We start from the raw sequence: 16327 nt of genomic DNA, 5'->3' as shown, positions 1-16327 counted from the left end.
TATTTACTTATAAAAAATGCCAGCTTAGTAGCTGGCATTTTTAATTTTGATATAAAGCTAATTATGAAAATACCACGGTTTTATTGCCATTAATAAACAGCTTATGTTCTGATGCTAGTTGCAGTGCTTTAGAAAACACCGTTTTCTCTACATCTTTACCCATTTTAGCCATCATCTCAGCTGTATTCGCATGAGTCACACTCGATACGTCTTGTAAAATAATAGGGCCTTCGTCTAGCTCATTATTAACAAAGTGAGCCGTGGCACCAATAATTTTCACACCACGTTCAAACGCCTGATGATATGGTTTTGCACCAATAAAAGCAGGTAAAAATGAGTGATGAATATTAATGATTTTACCCTCAAAACGACCTACAAATTCAGGGCTTAAAATACGCATATATTTAGCTAGGCCAATAATGTCTGGGTTATAGCTGGCAATTAAGTCACCGACTTTTTCGTCGTGCTCACTGCGCGTAAGTCCTTCATGAGAAACCACATGAAAAGGAATATCAAACCCTTTCACTAGAGGCTCTAAAGTAGGGTAATTGGCGATAACGGCTAGTATCTCTATGTTTAGGGCTTGTTCAAATTGCTTAAGTAACATGCCGCCCAAACAATGAGCTTCTTTTGTAGCTAATAGTACCACTTTGGTTTTTTCTTCGCCGTGCAGTGCCACTTTTGCGCCAGCAGGTAATACATCGCGCAGTTGTGACAAAAACTCAGTATGTGGTTCGCCTGTAAGCTCTGTGCGCATAAAAAAGCGCTGCGCATCTTTATCTACAAATTCGTTATTACGAATAATATTTAAATTATGCTGATTACACAGTCCGGTAATTTTGGCGATTAAACCTATATCGTCTGCGCATTGGGTGGTTAGTATATAACTCATTTTCCTCATTCTTACCCAGTAGTTAGTTGCTTCATTATTTGTGTTTTAACTCAGAAAGCAAGGCCTTTGTGTGATGCCCAATATTTAATTTTCATTAAAGCTAAAATAGTGTTACTGAGGTTAGTTAAGATTTAATCGTAAGGTAATAAGCTGTGCACTAGTAAGAATTTATAGCATGAGAAAAATCAGTTATTTATTACTGCTTTTATACTATCGTCTAGTTATAAAGTTGATTTTAGTATGTTTTACTAACATACGAGTGTATTAAATTGCGCAATAACCCTGTTTGTGCTTAATTTATATACAAGTGTAGCGCTGTTGTCAGTAATACAAACAATGGAAACGTAGTTGCTAAGTGGCTGCAAAATAAAAAGCTTGATAGCTTATAATGTTAATTGGAGAAATAATGGGTAATTTAAGCTTAAAAACCAAATTGCTACTGCTGGCTGTTTTACCTTTGATTGTATTACTAATCAGTTTTATGGCAGGTTCTTATTATTTAGAGATGCAAAATCAACAGCAAAACTTTAATGAGTTCAAAACTAAATTAATTGCTGATAAACAAACTCTATTAAGAACAGAAATAGAAATCGGCTCTAAAGTAGTGCAATACCAATTAGCGCAAGGAAATGAACAAGACGCTAAAGATGCGTTGCGAGATTTAACCTTTGGTGAAGATGGTTACTACTTTATTTATGATACCGATGGTATTAGTGTTTTTCATGCATTACTGGGTGATGCGATAGAAGGGCAAAATAAAATAGGCATGACCGACCCTAACGGTAAAAAAATAGTGGTTGGCTTACTTGAGCAAGCGCGTAAAGGCGGTGGCTCGTTTACTTATCATTTTCAAAAGCCCAATACTAGCGGCTTAGTCGAAAAAATTGGTTATGCAGCCATGATCCCAGGTACTAATTGGATGATAGGCACTGGCACATATATGGATGATATTGAAGCCGAACTGGTAAAATATCAAACAACCATGGAGCGCCATTTAAGCGAAAAAATGACCACTTTGGTTTTAATATCACTTCTACTGCTTGGTTTAGCAGCAGCCGGTGCGTTGTACGCTTCCAATAATATGCTAAAACCAATTAAACGTATGGTGCAAAGCTTAGATGATATTGCCAAAGGGGAGGGGGATTTAACCCGACGTTTAGAAATAGATACCCATGATGAAATTGGTCAGTTAGGTGAATCTTTCAATGTATTTGTGAGTAAGCTACACAGTATTATTGCCGGAGTGGTTGATGTAACAAGTGACGTTAAAACGGCTTCTTCAGACATTAATACGCAAACATTACTAATTGAAGATAAATTATTAAAGCATAACCATGAAACCGATTTAGTGGCAACAGCGATTACCGAAATGTCAGCAACCTCGCATGAGGTAGCGCAAAATACCACGCAAGTTGCGGTATCAACGCAGGCAGCGACAAAAGAAGTGGCCAACGCGCAAGATTGTGTAGATGTTTCACTGAGCGAAGTATCAAACTTAATGAGCGAAATTAATCAAGCCGCGGAGCAGGTTAACTCGTTGAGTGAGCAATCTAAAAAAATTAATAGCGTATTAAGTGTAATTGGTGGCATTGCTGAACAAACAAACTTACTGGCATTAAATGCGGCTATTGAAGCGGCACGCGCAGGTGAGCAAGGACGTGGGTTTGCGGTGGTGGCTGATGAAGTAAGAAGCCTGGCGAGTAGAACCCAAGACAGCACATTAGAAATTAACGAAATGCTAAGCGAGTTACATAATTTAGTAACGGCAGCGGTTGATGCAATGCATGCGAGCCAACAAAGCTGTAACCGCTCAGTTGAGTCTTCACGGGCTATATCTGAAAGCTTAGGTGCGGTAACTACGTCCGTGACCACCATTAATGATATGAGTACACAAATTGCCACAGCGGCAACAGAGCAAAGCAGCGTGACAGAAGAAATTAACCGTAACGTGTATGCTATTCAAGAAATTGTTAATGAATTAACGCAGTCGAGTAAAACCACTTCTTCAGTTAGTAAGCACTTAGCGGGACGCGGTGAGAACTTGGGTGACCTAGTGGGGCAATTTAAAATATAAATAGCTTGAGTTATTAATTTTTTATCAAGCCGTAACGTGTTTAGTTGCGGCTTTTTTTTGGCTTTATTTTTAGCTAAAGCGCGATAGTTTATAGCACGCTACAACCATAAATATTTAACAACACAGCGATTTTTTAATATTTTTATGCGTGTCTAATGTACACTATTAGCTATTCTCATTAATAAGTGCTTACTTATTACAGTAAATTTATAGTGAAAGACTATTTTAGGGTTTTTAAATGATAGAGTATCCGGTTGATCAGTTACCACAACTCATAAACGACTTATTGCAGTGTGATACCACTGAGCGCAAAAATAAATTACTTATTGATGCTCAGCAAACCTTATCAACGGAACACTTATCCTTATTATTTGAAGCTATTCCTAAAGAGCAGCGCCTTGAAATTTGGCATTTACTAGATGAAGACACGCAACACGAAATTTTCGTTAATTTAAGTGAAGATAGCTGTTTATGGTTACTGCAAACCCTAGATGACAGTGACGGTTTTAAATTATTAGACGAAGTTAACGTTGAAGAGCTGCTTGAATTAGAAGAAGTGATCCCGCAGCGCTTTATTGATTATGCAAAAAAGCAGCTTGATGAAGCACAAACCAAACAATACGAGCTGGCGCAACAATATACGCCTGAGCAACTAGGTCACTGGATTGGCTTTGACTTTTTAAAGGTGTCAGACAAACTCACAGCCGGCGGCGCTAAAAAGTTACTCCACAAAGGGTTACCGCAGTACAGCGAAGTGATTTATTTAGTGAGCCGCAAAGGCAGCTTAATAGGCGAAGTGGCAGTTAATGACCTGATAAAAGCGCATGATAATGAGAGTTTAATGACCTTAGCTAATCATGACTTTACCTCATTGCATGCAGACCATGATTTATATGAAGCCGCTGAAGTGGTTATTCATAGTGAACAAATGGCCATGCCCGTGGTTAATGCCGATAACAAACTAATAGGGCGATTAACCATTGCATCTGCTTATGAATTACGTCAAGAAATCGCTGACGAAGCCACAGCAAAGGCGGGTGGTTTACGAGAAGACGAAGACCTATTTGCTAGTGTTCGCAAAAGTGCTAAAAACCGAGGTATTTGGCTAGGTATCAACTTAGCGACGGCATTTTTAGCCTCGTGGTTTATTGGTTTATTTGGCGCCACCATAGAACAAGTGGTTGCTTTAGCTGTATTGATGCCGATTGTCGCTTCAATGGGGGGTATTGCCGGAAGCCAAACCTTAACGGTTATAGTGCGTGGTCTTGCGCTTGGTCAGGTTACCGACTCCAACCGTAAGGCACTGCTTAAAAAAGAGCTGCGTGTGGGCGCGGTAAATGGCTTGGTATGGGCTTTAGTGATTGGCTTGCTAACTTTCCTATGGTTTAACGATATTATGCTTAGTATAACCATTACTGTGGCGATACTGCTTAATCTAGTGGCTGCGTCGTTAGCGGGCGTAGTGATCCCGTCTATCTTAGATAAAATGAAAATTGACCCTGCATTATCAGGCTCAGTTATTTTAACCACAGTCACTGATATTGTCGGCTTTGTAACCTTTTTAGGATTAGGTAGTTTGTTACTACTGTGAAGCTGTCTCAGTTCAGCGCTAATTCCTATTTATTAGCGCTTGTTTTGGGCATAATGCTACTAATTCGTTAAATGATAGAGCTTATTCTATTGCGTCCTTCTTTTTTAGCTCGGTATAGTGCTGTATCGGTTGCACATAAAAGCGCTTCATATGTCCTATATTGATTATGATGCTCACAGGCTATACCTTGGCTTATGGTAATTTTAACCTCTGGTGGTAAGCCAATATCTGTGAAGGTCATCTTATTAACGAGTTGCTCGATTTGTTTTGCAACAATGGTTGCACTTTTAATATCGCGACGGGGCAAAATTATTGCAAACTCTTCACCGCCATACCTAGCCGCTAAACATTCTCTTGAGGGTACACACTGTAAAATTAGCTTTGCAATTTTTTGTAGGCATTTATCGCCTTTAATATGCCCATAGGTGTCGTTGAATTTTTTAAAGTGGTCAACATCAATCAATATGCTGGTTAGAGGTTGTTGGCTTTGAATACTCTCTTGCCAATATTTTTTTAATGACTCATCTAAAGCTAAACGGTTAGCAAGCCCAGTTAAATGATCGGTTGAGGCCTGTACTTTTAAACGGTTGTACATGGCTTTATGGGTACTAAGATCGTGAAGTATACACACATAAAGCTTTTGCGCCGATGCGATACTTTTAGGCATGCTTGAGATTGATAGGTCGGCTTCAATCACATCGCCATTGGCTTTATTAATTGTTACTTCATTAGGGCCATAGCTTAGCGCTGTATCTTTAATGCTAATCCAATTCGATAGGGTTTGCTTATACTTTTCAAGGTCGGCATCGTTTAAAAATGTTAATAAATTATCACCAATCAATGACTGCTGTGAGTGACCAAACAATTGCGCAGCTTTTGGATTAACAAACTCAAAATCACCTTGTTCATTAATTACAAATATTCCTTCAGCAGTGCCATTAAACAATTCAATTAAAGCACTAAATTGAGCATTTAAAAAAGGGCTCGATGAAGCACTCTCGAAGGAGAGCGCTTTATCATTTTTAATTGCTGCAGTTTCTTTGTTATTAATTTGTTTAGACACGTTTTAGCCTTAGCATGGTACAGACGTTTTTGATGTCTACAAATTTACTTAAAAAAGTGCAATTAAACCTTTCGGTAATCTTCTGTTTTTAACTTGCTGATATTTAATGATAAAAACCATATTTGCACAGGTTTTAAGTAACCTATGCAAGGTGAAAATTAGTTACTCAGCAATTGAAAGTTGAGGTTTTTATTATAAATTAGTAATAAAGGATAGTTATTAATGATGCTGCTTGGTATGTGTAAACGTTAAAGTGTTTGGCTTATAAAATTGCAAAGGAATAAATCAGCCCTGTGCAATTTAAAAATCAATAATTAATCGATGTTAATTAATTTTCACCTCTATTTTCAACTTGCGGATCAGTGCTTTCATAGGCTGTGCCGTTGCACTCAACATTAAATATCAAACAGGCAGTACCTGGGTTTTCATCGGTATCGATAATAGTAATTTTGCGGCCATTATCGCTTACTTTAAAGCTGAAGTTTTGGGCGCAAGGCGTTTCTTTATCGACATCAGTAATAGTCGCGCCAGTAAATAAAAATCCATTTTCAATTGTGGTTTCATCTAAACTATAAATGCCCGCAGTCTCGGTTCTTACAACTCCGCCGCCAGTCACTTCTTTACCATCTATAGAGTATGTAAAGTTAGCTTCGTCGTCACTGCCTAGTACAATGTTAACTGTAAAGTGAATTAGTTCTTGAGTGTTATTCATATTATTTCCTTTTTTATTCATAGTCATAGTTTAAAATTAGTAATGCCTAGTTTTACTAGGTTTGCTTTTATTTTGGGGATTTCGTCAGCTCGATTTAAGCAAGTGTACACCTGTACCAGCGGGTATGTGATACGAACACTTTGATCTTTTTCTGCTGTTTTAATAATGGCTTGAAGCGCATTTAAGCAAAACTGTTCTCGCTGCTTGTTGGTTGTACTTAACTTAGCTTTAAGTAAATTAACCCGTATCGGTATTATGTTATCGCCAATTTTCATTTGATTAGCTATGTACTCTTGATAGTTTGTATCACTCTCCAGCGCAATTAATAACTCCTGTGCTTTGTGCTGTGACAGCCTATCAATAAAATAGTGTATAAGGCTTACTTGTGTATTTATAATAAATTTATTGTCGAAGTATTGATTTTTGACAAATTTAATAATTTCATTTACTTGTTCATTAATATTTTTATCGGCTGAAAGCATCAATTGGTAGGCTAAAAAGCGATAGTATGAATCTTGAAAGTACTTACTTTTTGGATCCTGCAATATAGCGTTATTAATTGTATTAGTGGCTTGCTGTGCTTTTTCGTAGGCAGGTTGTCTATTGGGTAAATAACTTAAAAGATAGCTTTGCTGAATATAAGTATAAGCTAAACTGCTTGATAAACTTGCATCATCGGGATAATTCAATAGCATATTTGACAATTCACTTGAGGCATTTACATACATGGTTAGCGCGGCATTAAAATCACCGAGCCCTTCTTCGGTTTTAGCAAGCCAGCTGATGGTATCTGCTTTATCGCGCAATAAGTTTTTATTATTGGGTTTAAGCTTAAGCGCTTTGTTTTTAAGGGCCAGCGATTTTGTAAAGCTTTGTTTCGCTGCGCTGTAGTCAAATTTCTCTGTGTATAAAGAACCCAGCGAATTATGCGAATACGATAGCTCCATAATCGAGTTAAAATCATTCGGTGCTAATGAATACATTTTCTCACTGTAGGCATGATATTTTTTAAATAATGGCTCAGTGGCTGCGTAATCGCTTTTATCATAATGAAGCTGACCGAGCCAAAAAGCATTGGCACCGGCAAGCGTGAGTAACTCTAAGTTGTTTGGTTGGATTTTTAATAATGCTTCAAGGCGAGTGCGGGCGTTTTCAAAGGCGGTGAAGGCCTCAATGGTTTTACCGCGCGAATAGGCCACTTCCCCCATGGCTTCCAAAGTTTGTGCGTACTGAAAGCGACTTTTAAATTCGGCTTGTTGATTACTAAAGTTAAATAGTGAGCTTGGCTCCTCGACTTGATTGGTAAAATACTCAAGTGCTTTATTACTAATGCCATCAAGTAAGTCCATACGCTTTACGCTGCGTAACTTGTCGGCAAAATCACCAACCATAAACCCTAGTAAGCTTTCGGCCTCTTGGCGTTTTTGCTGTGCAAGTTGCTGCGCTTGAAAGCTGGTAACACTCATAAATAGGGCAACACAGGTAAGTAAACAAAGTAGAGCGACTGTGCCGCGTTTTATGGTTGTTTTTGCTTTACTGTGTTTAAGAGAGCTGGTTATAAGCGCGCGTTCGTCACCATCTAGTTTGAATATGTTGTCGTTTAATAAGGTAACGGCTTCTTGCAGTGGTTTACCCGGCGCTAACAGGTAGGCGTTACTTTTATGTTCATTAAGCCATTGTTGCGTGTGGTGGTGTAAGCGGCTTTTTATAGCAAGGGCATCTTTATGGTCATTAATCCACTGTTTAGCACGTGGCCATTGGCGTAATAATGCCTCGTGGGCAAGGCTAAAGTAGGCTTCTTGGTTTTGTAAATGCGATACAAATAAGCGGCTATCGACCATGGCTTGAACCAGCTCTTTTTGGCTGGTGTTGGTTAACGCTTGTAAGCGGGCTGCGCGGCTCGTAATGGTTTTACCATCTGGGTTTAGCGTTACTAATTGCGATAACACGCTTTTTAGTTGCTGCTGTTGCGCTTTAGAAAGCCCTATAAATACCTCTTCGGCTTTTTTACCAATGGCACCCTCAATACCGCCGAGTTTTTCATATACACTGTGCAATAACTCATTATTATCACTGCGCTGTAAATACAGCTCTTGCAGTGTGTATTGCAGCATGGGCAGTGCATCTGGATTGTTGACGGTATCGGCGCAAAGTATTTCATCCAGCGGGGTTTTGGTGTGTGGGTCTTGCGAAAACGTTAAATTAGCGGTTAACGCTGGCAAGCGAATAATTTGTTGTAGTTCATGGCGATTTGGCGGGGTTAAATCGTAATGCGCGCCATGAGCTTTGCCGGCCATAAGGCTGGGTTGCTCAACCACTAAAGGGTAAAAATCGTTTCGACAGGCACTAAATACAATCACCGCTTTAGAGGTCGCTAAACGCTCAATAACAGATAAAAAATTACTTCGGGTGTCGTTACTAAATAGCGGTGAGGAAAGTAGCACTTCTAAGCGGTCTATAAACAAAAACAATTGCGGCGTTTTTACTGCTGTTTGAGTATTTGCAATTGTATTTTTTAAACAACTAATAACATTATCTATGTCATGTTCTAGCTGCTGCGCCAGCGTTTGTGCGCTTAACCCTGTAAATACTGGAATGTCGTTAATATCCCAATCGAGCATGGCTGAGGCGAGATCTAAATACAGCCTATTTTGAGCTACATCTGCAAAGTCTAGTTGGGTGTACGACATTACTCTAATGCCGTTATAGCCTCGCTCGTCGAGTAGCTTTGGCAATATACCCGCATTAACTAATGATGATTTACCCGTGCCACTAGGGCCAAGGATTAAACAAAATGCGCGCTGTAATTTTATTTGGCTTGATACGCTCTCTAGTAACGTGCTGATGGCGTGATTACGACCAAAAAATAAGTGGGTATCGGTTGGGTTATATGCACTCAAACCTAAAAAAGGAGAGCCGCCTTGCCATGTGTTAACTTGGCTGGGGAGGTCATCAGCCAATGGAAACTCAACCGTTGCAATAACCCTATAACCCCGTTTACGTATGGTTTCTATGTATTGCGGAGCGCTTGCCTTATCACCCAGGGCTTTTCGAAGTTGAGTGATAGTTTTATGCAGAGGATTATCGCCGGTTTCTGTGTTTGCCCAGCAGTGAGTTAATAACGCGTCGCTACTGACAATCTCTGCTTGGTTTTGACACAAGTACAGCAAAACATCCATGGCTTTGGGCTCTAGCTGTTTTTGTTCTTCAGCGCGTTGAAGGGTGTTACTGGCAGGGGTTACTTGCCATTCACCTAGATAAAAAGGCGGTTGCTGCATAATTGGCTCATTTTTATAGTTATAAGTGCACTTAACTTTTTGCGTTAATCACATGAGAAGTGCTAGTTATTTTTATTAAGTGTAATAATGCGTTGTGGAAACGGAATTTCAATATTGGCATCGTTAATTGCTTTATACACGCTGCCATTAATAGCAAGCTTAGTTTCAATAATTTTAGTGGTGGGTACCCAATAGCGATAGCTAATAGTAACGCCGCTATCAGCAAAGCGCTCTATGCCAATTTGTGCATTGGGTTTTTTAGCGACGAGTTCATGCTGTATGAGCACGTTTTCAATTAGGTTGATTGCTGTATCACTGCAGGCACTGTAGGCAATATCTATTTCACCTTTTACTAAAGAGTAGCTAAATGAGTTATGCAGAATTTCGCCAACAATATGTTTGTTGGGAATGGTTATTTCTACTTTTTCTTCATTAATTAATACGGTGTGCCCCAGCTCAATTACTTTTACTTGGCCGCTAACACCTTTTACTTCTATGGTATCGCCGACCACAAATGGCCGTGTAGCAATAATAGCAAGCCCCGCGCCATAATTAGAAAGCATGCCTTGTAACGCTAAGCCTGCACCCAATGAGGCTGCACCTATTGCAGCAACAAATGGGGTCACACTAATACCAATTTTACCCAGCGCAATAATGATCACCATAATGATTAGCAGTACTTTCACTACATTACTGACAAAGTTGGTTAAGGTAATATCGACGTTATGCCGCGTCATTAAATTGGCAACACCTTCGGCGAGCTTTTTCGCCACCCACAGGCCAACCAATAGTATAAAAATAGCGCCGACTATTTGCATACTATAGGTGACTAAATACTCGGTAAGTAGGGCGTAGTATTTTTCAAATTGCTGAATTTCGGAACTGATCATGGTGGGCTCTAGTTTTAGTTAGATTGTTATCAACTTACTATAACAAAGTGCTCACTAAAAATGGATATAATAGTGGTACTATCACCGCAGTTAATAACGCACTCAATGCCATAGCCACTGATGAAAACGCCCCTATTTTTGGGTGCTCGGCAATTGCAGCGGCTGTACCTATAGCGTGACAAGCCGTTCCCATTGCAATGCCTTGTGCCTCAAAGTTAAATATTTTAATTAGTTTTAGTAATAAAAAGCCAAACAAAGCCCCAAGTAAACCAATAAAAATAACCATGGCAGCAGCCAACGAGCTGATCCCCCCAAGTGAATCGGTGACAAGTAATGCAATAGGTGTCGTAACGCTGAGTGCGGCAACTGAGGCGCTGAGTTGCGAGGGGGCAGCAAATAAAATACTTAATACAAAAGCCACCAATGTGGCATTAACAATACCAATACTGCAAGTGACAAAAATGAGTAAAAAGTTTTTTCGAATATGCATAAACTGCTGATATAAGGGCAGGGCTAACGCAACGATTGCAGGCTCGAGTAACCAACTAAGTAATTGGCTATGAGAGGAAAATTTCGCATAAGGCAAATCTAGATTAACTAATAATAAGGCAATTATTGCAATACTTAAAAATACGGGGTTTGTGAGGGATTTTAATATGCTGTGACTCACTCTCACATTGAGCATTTTTAGCCCTAAAAAAAGAGCGATTATAAAAGGGATAGTTAACCACCAAAGACTTGGCGTTATTGCACTGATTTGCTCATTCATTGTTTTCAGTGCCTTTAAAGTGACCAACGATACTGGCTACTAAAATTAAGCTACTCAAGGGCACTATAATCATCACGGTGGTTAAAAATGGCCAATGGGTTTTTATAAGTCCCAAGTGTTCAATAAAGCCAACGCCTGCAGGAATAAAGAAAATAGGCATTACATTTAAAATAGGCGAGGCACATGGGGTAAGTTGTTGCTCTTTAACAATGCCTGATAAAAGCAGTACCAGTAAAATAACCATTGCTAATAGTGGCGCAGGAAAACTGGCATCAATAAAGTGCATAATAAGTTTGCCCGCTGCCAAGCAAAGCAAAATGATAGCGCTACTTAAAAAGTATTTCATGACGACGACTCAATACAATAGAGGATTATCACTTTAACAAATAACGCTGTTTTGTGCATTGTGCCTTAGTATTACCATCAATGTTACCAGCGCTTGGCGTTTGCAAACTCAATATCAGTTTTACCTTTTGCTTTAGCAATGGCTTTTTTAGTATTGGGGTTGATTAATAAGCGAATTTGGCTCCATGTTTCTTTGGCGAGTATTTTTCGAGCTGGGGCTTTATAGCTTTGTTGAGTTACTCGCTTTATTGCCGCTAATGTGTCAGGTGAACGTGCTTGTAATGTATCAAGCATTTCTTTCGTTGCTTTATCTGTATCGTCGGTTGTTTTTGTTACTAAACCGAGTTCAAAAGCGTGTTGAGCACTAATGGGGTCAGCATGGCTTGCTAGCCAAAGTGCTTGGTCGCGTTTTACTAGGCCTGCAAGCATAACATTAGCGCCCATGTCGGGACATAACCCCCAGCGCGCTTCCATAATGGCGAGTTTGGCATCGTGATGAACAATCCGGTAATCAGCCCCGAGCGCTATTTGTAGCCCACCACCGAGGCAATTTCCGTTAATTTTAGCAATTACAGGCACACTCAATGATTGCCAACCTAAGACTACTTTTTGTGCTAGGTTTTGATTACCAGGCAGCCATTTAAATAGGAGCTTTATAATGTTGAATGGTGAGGCCATAACCGCATTGATATCGAGTCCTGCACAAAAGTGTTCACCCTCACCGGTTAATACAACCGCACGAATACTGGCGTCTTTTTTTATATTTTTAATCACTTTATTAAGCTCAACAAACATAGCAAAGCTTAAGGCATTTTGTTTTTCTTCGCGATGCAATGTAACTGTAGCGATACCCTGTTTTTTTTCTAATTTTATCATTGTGCACTCCTCTGACCTGTTGCTTGAGCTTATGTTTTTATTGATGTTAAGTAAAGTGGATGAAGATGAATAAAAACAAACTGAATTTTTTAAAGCAAATGGGGTCTGTTATCTTTAACGATTAACTTAATTTTTAAGGGTAACGCCTTATGCTAACTAATCGTTAATCTATCTATAAGTATTAGGAATAAATAAAAAAGTCAGTATTTAACGTGTTTTTTTTATCAAAACCCCAACAACTTTTGATATTATGATACCCACTTAAAAGCTCAGAGGTTAACCATTCATGTCAGGTCCACGTTTATTTACGGTAGAAGAAGCAACTCATCAAGCTTATGATATTTTTTTAGAGCTGGCTCCCAATAATTTAAGCGATAAAGATGTTGAAGAATTTAACCTGCACCGTGAAGAGCTAGGCTTTATTGAAGAAGATGAGCCTGATGAACAGTGGCAAGACTTTGTTGCCTTAGAAATTGAACCTGAGCATTTTATTCAAGTATTAGTAGGCCTTGAGTTTGATAATGAAGACGTATTATTTGCGAAAATTTTAATTAGCCGTGATAAAGATGCACCTTTTTGTCATATTTTGTGGAAAGAAAGTGAATAACCATTTCTCCGCTTTTTTGTTATTGCCATTTGCAAGAGAACGTATTTTGCGAAACTCCTTTGTATTACTGCTTTTATTATTTAGCTGCTTTAGCTGGGCTGTTGATCCTTTTGAAGATTTTCATCAGTATGGTCAGCTTTCAGATGAAGAGATTCATGAGTTACACAAAGGCGAAGTACTGTATGGTGATACCGAATTTGGTTTTATTTTAAGTAAAGGCAATACCAACTCCACCAGTTTTAAGCTTAAAGGGAATCTTTATCAAGATTTTGAAAACTGGCGAAATCAATTCAAAATAGACTCCCTCTACAAACGTGACGAAAATGAAGAAACAGGTGAGTCTGATGTGACTGCTAATCGCGTGTTTGTATCTGCACAAGGCAACTATAAAGTAGGGGTTAAAAACTCGTCGTTCTTTATTTATGGGGATTACGAGGAAGATGAATTTAGTGGCCTTGATTTTAAAAGCACGGTAGCAACTGGTTATGGTGCACGTGTTTATCAAGGGGTTAAAAATAAAGTAGATATAGATATTGGCCCAGGTTTATACCGCTCAGTTGCTGATGATGAGTCAACAGCACTTGAAGACGACAAAGACAAAATGGGCTATTTACTTCGTATTGCAATGCAGTGGGAACGGTTGGTATCTGAGCGCACCCGATTTAATCAGGATATTAGTATAGAGCAGTCATTGTCTGGGCTTAATTCACGGTTAAAGTCAGAAACGGCATTAATTAGCCAAGTGGTTGGCGCGGTATCGCTTAAATTTGCGTATATGTACCGTTATAATTCTAAGCCTGAGGAAGATAAGCTTAAATACGATTCAGAGCTCAGTGCAACCTTAGTGTACAGTTTTTAATTTTTTTAACTTTTTAATTGAGAGTGTTATGTATCAGCATAAGCAGTATGCGGTATTTATATTTGTAGTATTAGCGTGGATCAGTGGTTTTGTTGCGCTTGCATGGAACTTAATCGGTGCCGATGCCCCATTAATCGTATTTGCGGGTATTTTAGTGCTGGTGGGTTTTTTGTTCCACGGTTTAACTATTAAAGTTGACGAAACTCATATTAGCTGGGCATTTGGTCCAGGTGTTGCCGGCCAAAAATTAGCATTAGAAGACATAGTGGATGTAAAGGCAGTACAAAACTCATACCGTCATGGTATTGGTATTCGCATTACACATGATGGTTGGATTTATTCGGTATCAGGCTTTAGTGCGGTGCAATTAACGCTTAAAGATGGCACTCAGTATCGCTTAGGCACGAATGACCAAGAGGGGTTAGTTGCTGCGCTTGAAGATAAAATAACTCCTGGCGAAGTACCAGCAGCAGAGCCTCAAGTTAAATTACGTACGCATAATAATATGCTGTAAAAAAAGCGCCTGAGGCGCTTTTTTTATTACTGCATTAGGGCTTAGTGCTCGTGACCACAACCGCCTTCGCCATGTACGTGGCCATGCTCAAGCTCTTCGGCTGTTGCATCGCGTACTTCTAAAATTTCTACATCAAAGTTAAGCGTAATGCCGGCAAGTGGGTTGTTACCATCAACAATCACTTCTTCGTCTTGAATATCGATGATCATTACTGATTGGTCGCCGTCATCTGTGGTTGCACGAAATTGCATGCCCACTTCAATTTCCATACCTTCAAACATTGATTTTGGTACGGCTTGCATTAAGTGATCATGACGCTCACCGTAACCTTCTTCTGGTTCTACTTTTACACTTAGTGTATCGCCAGCTTGCTTGCCTTGCAGCGCATTTTCAAGCCCTGAGATCAGGTAGCCTGTACCAACGATAAAAATTAATGGCTCACCGCCAAATGAGTTATCAATGGTATTTCCTTCATTATCTAAAACAGAGTAATGCATTTTTACCACTTTATTTGCTGCAACGATCATAGTCATTCCTATTATTCATCTTCAAGAGAGTAAGGTAGAGGCAGAATGTTTAGCTCTACCGAAGGGGTGTGTTTTGCACGAAGAGTCTGATCGATATCAGTATCGTTTGGCAACACGACCAAACCAGTTAAAGTCTGTGTTTGTTCATTATAGCTTTGCGCAATAAGTTTACCTGCACGGCGCCAGTTTTCACCTAATTGGGTTTCAATATCAGGCTCATCAAGTCGTCCTTCGCTTTGTCCTGAAACGATATACATGGCGCGTTTGTTTTTGCCTAGGTATTTCATACGTGCGACAGTTTCTTGGCCTGTGTAGCAACCCTTTTTAAAGCTAATGCCGTTAATGGCTTGCAGGTTAACCATTTGCGGTACGTATTCATCAATTGCATCAACACTTAATTGCGGTTCACCAGCGAGTATAGACGCTTGTTGCCATAGGGCGTCGTTGTCGAGAGTTGACACGTCATCAGGTAGGCAAAATTGGCTGTCAACCATTAGTAAAACGCGGTTTGGTGCCAGTTTCAGTGCTTTGCCATGGGCGAAGTCGCAGGCTGTGGCGTCATCGCTAAAGTGAATATCCAATTGTGTGAGTAAGTCTGTTAAGTCATCGCCAAGTAGACCAATTAATCGCTCTGATGCTTTATTAATTTCAACTTTTGCAAATACAGCATATTTTTTTAATTCAGCAAGAGAGCGTTCTACTTCAGCACTTGAGCCTGTTAAATAGTAATTTTGCTGATAAGAAAATAGCTTAAATACACCCCATAACTTACCTTTTGCACTACAGTGACCGGCCCACAAAAAGTTGCTGTTGTTAAGTTTATTTAGATCTTGAGTGATTTGTCCGTGTAGGTACGATAATTTATCTGCGCCTGAGAGGCTAATAACCTGATGTGATAAAGGACATGCATAAACCAGAGACATAAACACCTTCTTTGCAATAACAAATGAGTGCACATAATAACGTAGTTAAAGCGTATGGTACAGCGACTAACGGACGATGTTTTTTATAACTTAGTGCTGTTAAATTAATGGGTATTTGGTAAACTCGAGTTAATTAAATATGAGGTTTAAAATGGTTGAAATACATAGTAAAGCACGTATCCGTTGGGCTTGTCGCCGTGGCATGTTAGAGCTAGATGTTTTGTTTATGCCGTTTGTTGAAGAAGCTTATGACTCGTTAGATGCTAAACAGCAGGCGGCTTTTCAGCGTCTATTAACGCAAGAAGACCCAGATTTATTCGCTTGGTTTATGGGCCATGAAAAATGTAAAGACGCTGAGCTAAATAGCATGGTTCAGCTAATTTTAGACCGAGTTCGTGTATAGATTT

16 protein-coding genes are annotated in these 16327 nt (G+C 39.4%); 6 read left to right on the top strand and 10 right to left on the bottom strand.

From position 1 onward, the window contains the following. Window positions 1–61: 61 nt before the first annotated feature. Entirely contained in the window at window positions 62–892 is an 831-nt protein-coding gene (purU, locus tag BW139_RS00675; protein WP_076918322.1) for a formyltetrahydrofolate deformylase, read from the bottom strand. Between the two features lie 406 nt (window positions 893–1298). Between purU and BW139_RS00670 the strand changes: the two genes are divergently transcribed. Continuing rightward, on the top strand, window positions 1299–2966 hold the full coding sequence (locus BW139_RS00670; protein ID WP_076918321.1) for a methyl-accepting chemotaxis protein: 1668 nt from the start codon (window positions 1299–1301) through the stop codon (window positions 2964–2966). A 238-nt stretch (window positions 2967–3204) separates the two neighbouring features. Next, the gene (locus tag BW139_RS00665) at window positions 3205–4557 is read left to right on the top strand and encodes a magnesium transporter (protein ID WP_008111553.1); all 1353 of its coding nucleotides are present in this window, start codon (window positions 3205–3207) and stop codon (window positions 4555–4557) included. Window positions 4558–4624: 67 nt separating this feature from the next. On the opposite strand, the gene BW139_RS00660 is transcribed toward BW139_RS00665, so the two are convergent. The 7 genes from BW139_RS00660 to BW139_RS00630 form a co-directional block, all read right to left on the bottom strand. After that, window positions 4625–5620: a GGDEF domain-containing protein gene (locus tag BW139_RS00660; RefSeq protein ID WP_076918320.1), complete on the bottom strand. Its 996-nt coding sequence runs from the start codon at window positions 5618–5620 to the stop codon at window positions 4625–4627. Between the two features lie 328 nt (window positions 5621–5948). Continuing rightward, window positions 5949–6332: a DP-EP family protein gene (locus BW139_RS00655; RefSeq protein WP_008111557.1), complete on the bottom strand. Its 384-nt coding sequence runs from the start codon at window positions 6330–6332 to the stop codon at window positions 5949–5951. Window positions 6333–6355: 23 nt separating this feature from the next. Next, window positions 6356–9610, bottom strand: coding sequence for a winged helix-turn-helix domain-containing protein (locus tag BW139_RS00650; RefSeq protein ID WP_076918319.1), 3255 nt, complete (start codon window positions 9608–9610; stop codon window positions 6356–6358). Window positions 9611–9672: 62 nt separating this feature from the next. Continuing rightward, complete coding sequence (locus BW139_RS00645; RefSeq protein ID WP_076918318.1) at window positions 9673–10500, bottom strand: mechanosensitive ion channel family protein; 828 nt, start codon at window positions 10498–10500, stop codon at window positions 9673–9675. Between the two features lie 37 nt (window positions 10501–10537). Then, on the bottom strand, window positions 10538–11269 hold the full coding sequence (locus BW139_RS00640) for an LrgB family protein (RefSeq protein ID WP_008111565.1): 732 nt from the start codon (window positions 11267–11269) through the stop codon (window positions 10538–10540). Beyond that, window positions 11262–11615, bottom strand: a complete 354-nt coding sequence (locus tag BW139_RS00635) for a CidA/LrgA family protein (protein ID WP_076918317.1) — start codon at window positions 11613–11615, stop codon at window positions 11262–11264. Before BW139_RS00635 ends, BW139_RS00640 begins: the two co-directional genes overlap by 8 nt. Window positions 11616–11698: 83 nt before the next feature. Then, window positions 11699–12490 carry a crotonase/enoyl-CoA hydratase family protein gene (locus BW139_RS00630; RefSeq protein WP_076918316.1) on the bottom strand — a complete coding sequence of 264 codons (792 nt, stop codon included), beginning with the start codon at window positions 12488–12490 and terminating at the stop codon, window positions 11699–11701. A gap of 286 nt (window positions 12491–12776) precedes the next feature. On the opposite strand from BW139_RS00630, the gene BW139_RS00625 reads away from it, so the two are divergent. From BW139_RS00625 to BW139_RS00615, 3 genes are read left to right on the top strand one after another with little or no spacing between them, the layout of a single operon-like run. After that, a complete protein-coding gene (locus BW139_RS00625) occupies window positions 12777–13097 on the top strand; it encodes an HI1450 family dsDNA-mimic protein (RefSeq protein ID WP_013465646.1) in 321 nt (106 codons plus the stop codon). A gap of 46 nt (window positions 13098–13143) precedes the next feature. Next, window positions 13144–13956 carry a DUF481 domain-containing protein gene (locus BW139_RS00620; protein ID WP_076918463.1) on the top strand — a complete coding sequence of 271 codons (813 nt, stop codon included), beginning with the start codon at window positions 13144–13146 and terminating at the stop codon, window positions 13954–13956. A 28-nt stretch (window positions 13957–13984) separates the two neighbouring features. After that, a complete protein-coding gene (locus BW139_RS00615; RefSeq protein WP_008111576.1) occupies window positions 13985–14470 on the top strand; it encodes a hypothetical protein in 486 nt (161 codons plus the stop codon). A gap of 41 nt (window positions 14471–14511) precedes the next feature. Here the strand turns inward: BW139_RS00615 and BW139_RS00610 are convergent, their stop codons facing one another. Next, window positions 14512–14997, bottom strand: coding sequence for a peptidylprolyl isomerase (locus tag BW139_RS00610; RefSeq protein WP_076918315.1), 486 nt, complete (start codon window positions 14995–14997; stop codon window positions 14512–14514). 11 nt (window positions 14998–15008) lie between these two features. After that, window positions 15009–15920, bottom strand: coding sequence for a folate-binding protein YgfZ (locus BW139_RS00605; RefSeq protein ID WP_076918314.1), 912 nt, complete (start codon window positions 15918–15920; stop codon window positions 15009–15011). Between the two features lie 151 nt (window positions 15921–16071). Between BW139_RS00605 and BW139_RS00600 the strand changes: the two genes are divergently transcribed. Beyond that, window positions 16072–16323, top strand: a complete 252-nt coding sequence (locus BW139_RS00600; protein WP_008466496.1) for a succinate dehydrogenase assembly factor 2 — start codon at window positions 16072–16074, stop codon at window positions 16321–16323. Window positions 16324–16327: the final 4 nt, after the last annotated feature.

The organism is Pseudoalteromonas sp. SK18 (genome assembly GCF_001974855.1).
GTDB lineage: Bacteria > Pseudomonadota > Gammaproteobacteria > Enterobacterales > Alteromonadaceae > Pseudoalteromonas.
Note: the sequence above shows the minus strand (reverse complement) of the source record. Positions and strands in the feature narration are given on the sequence as shown.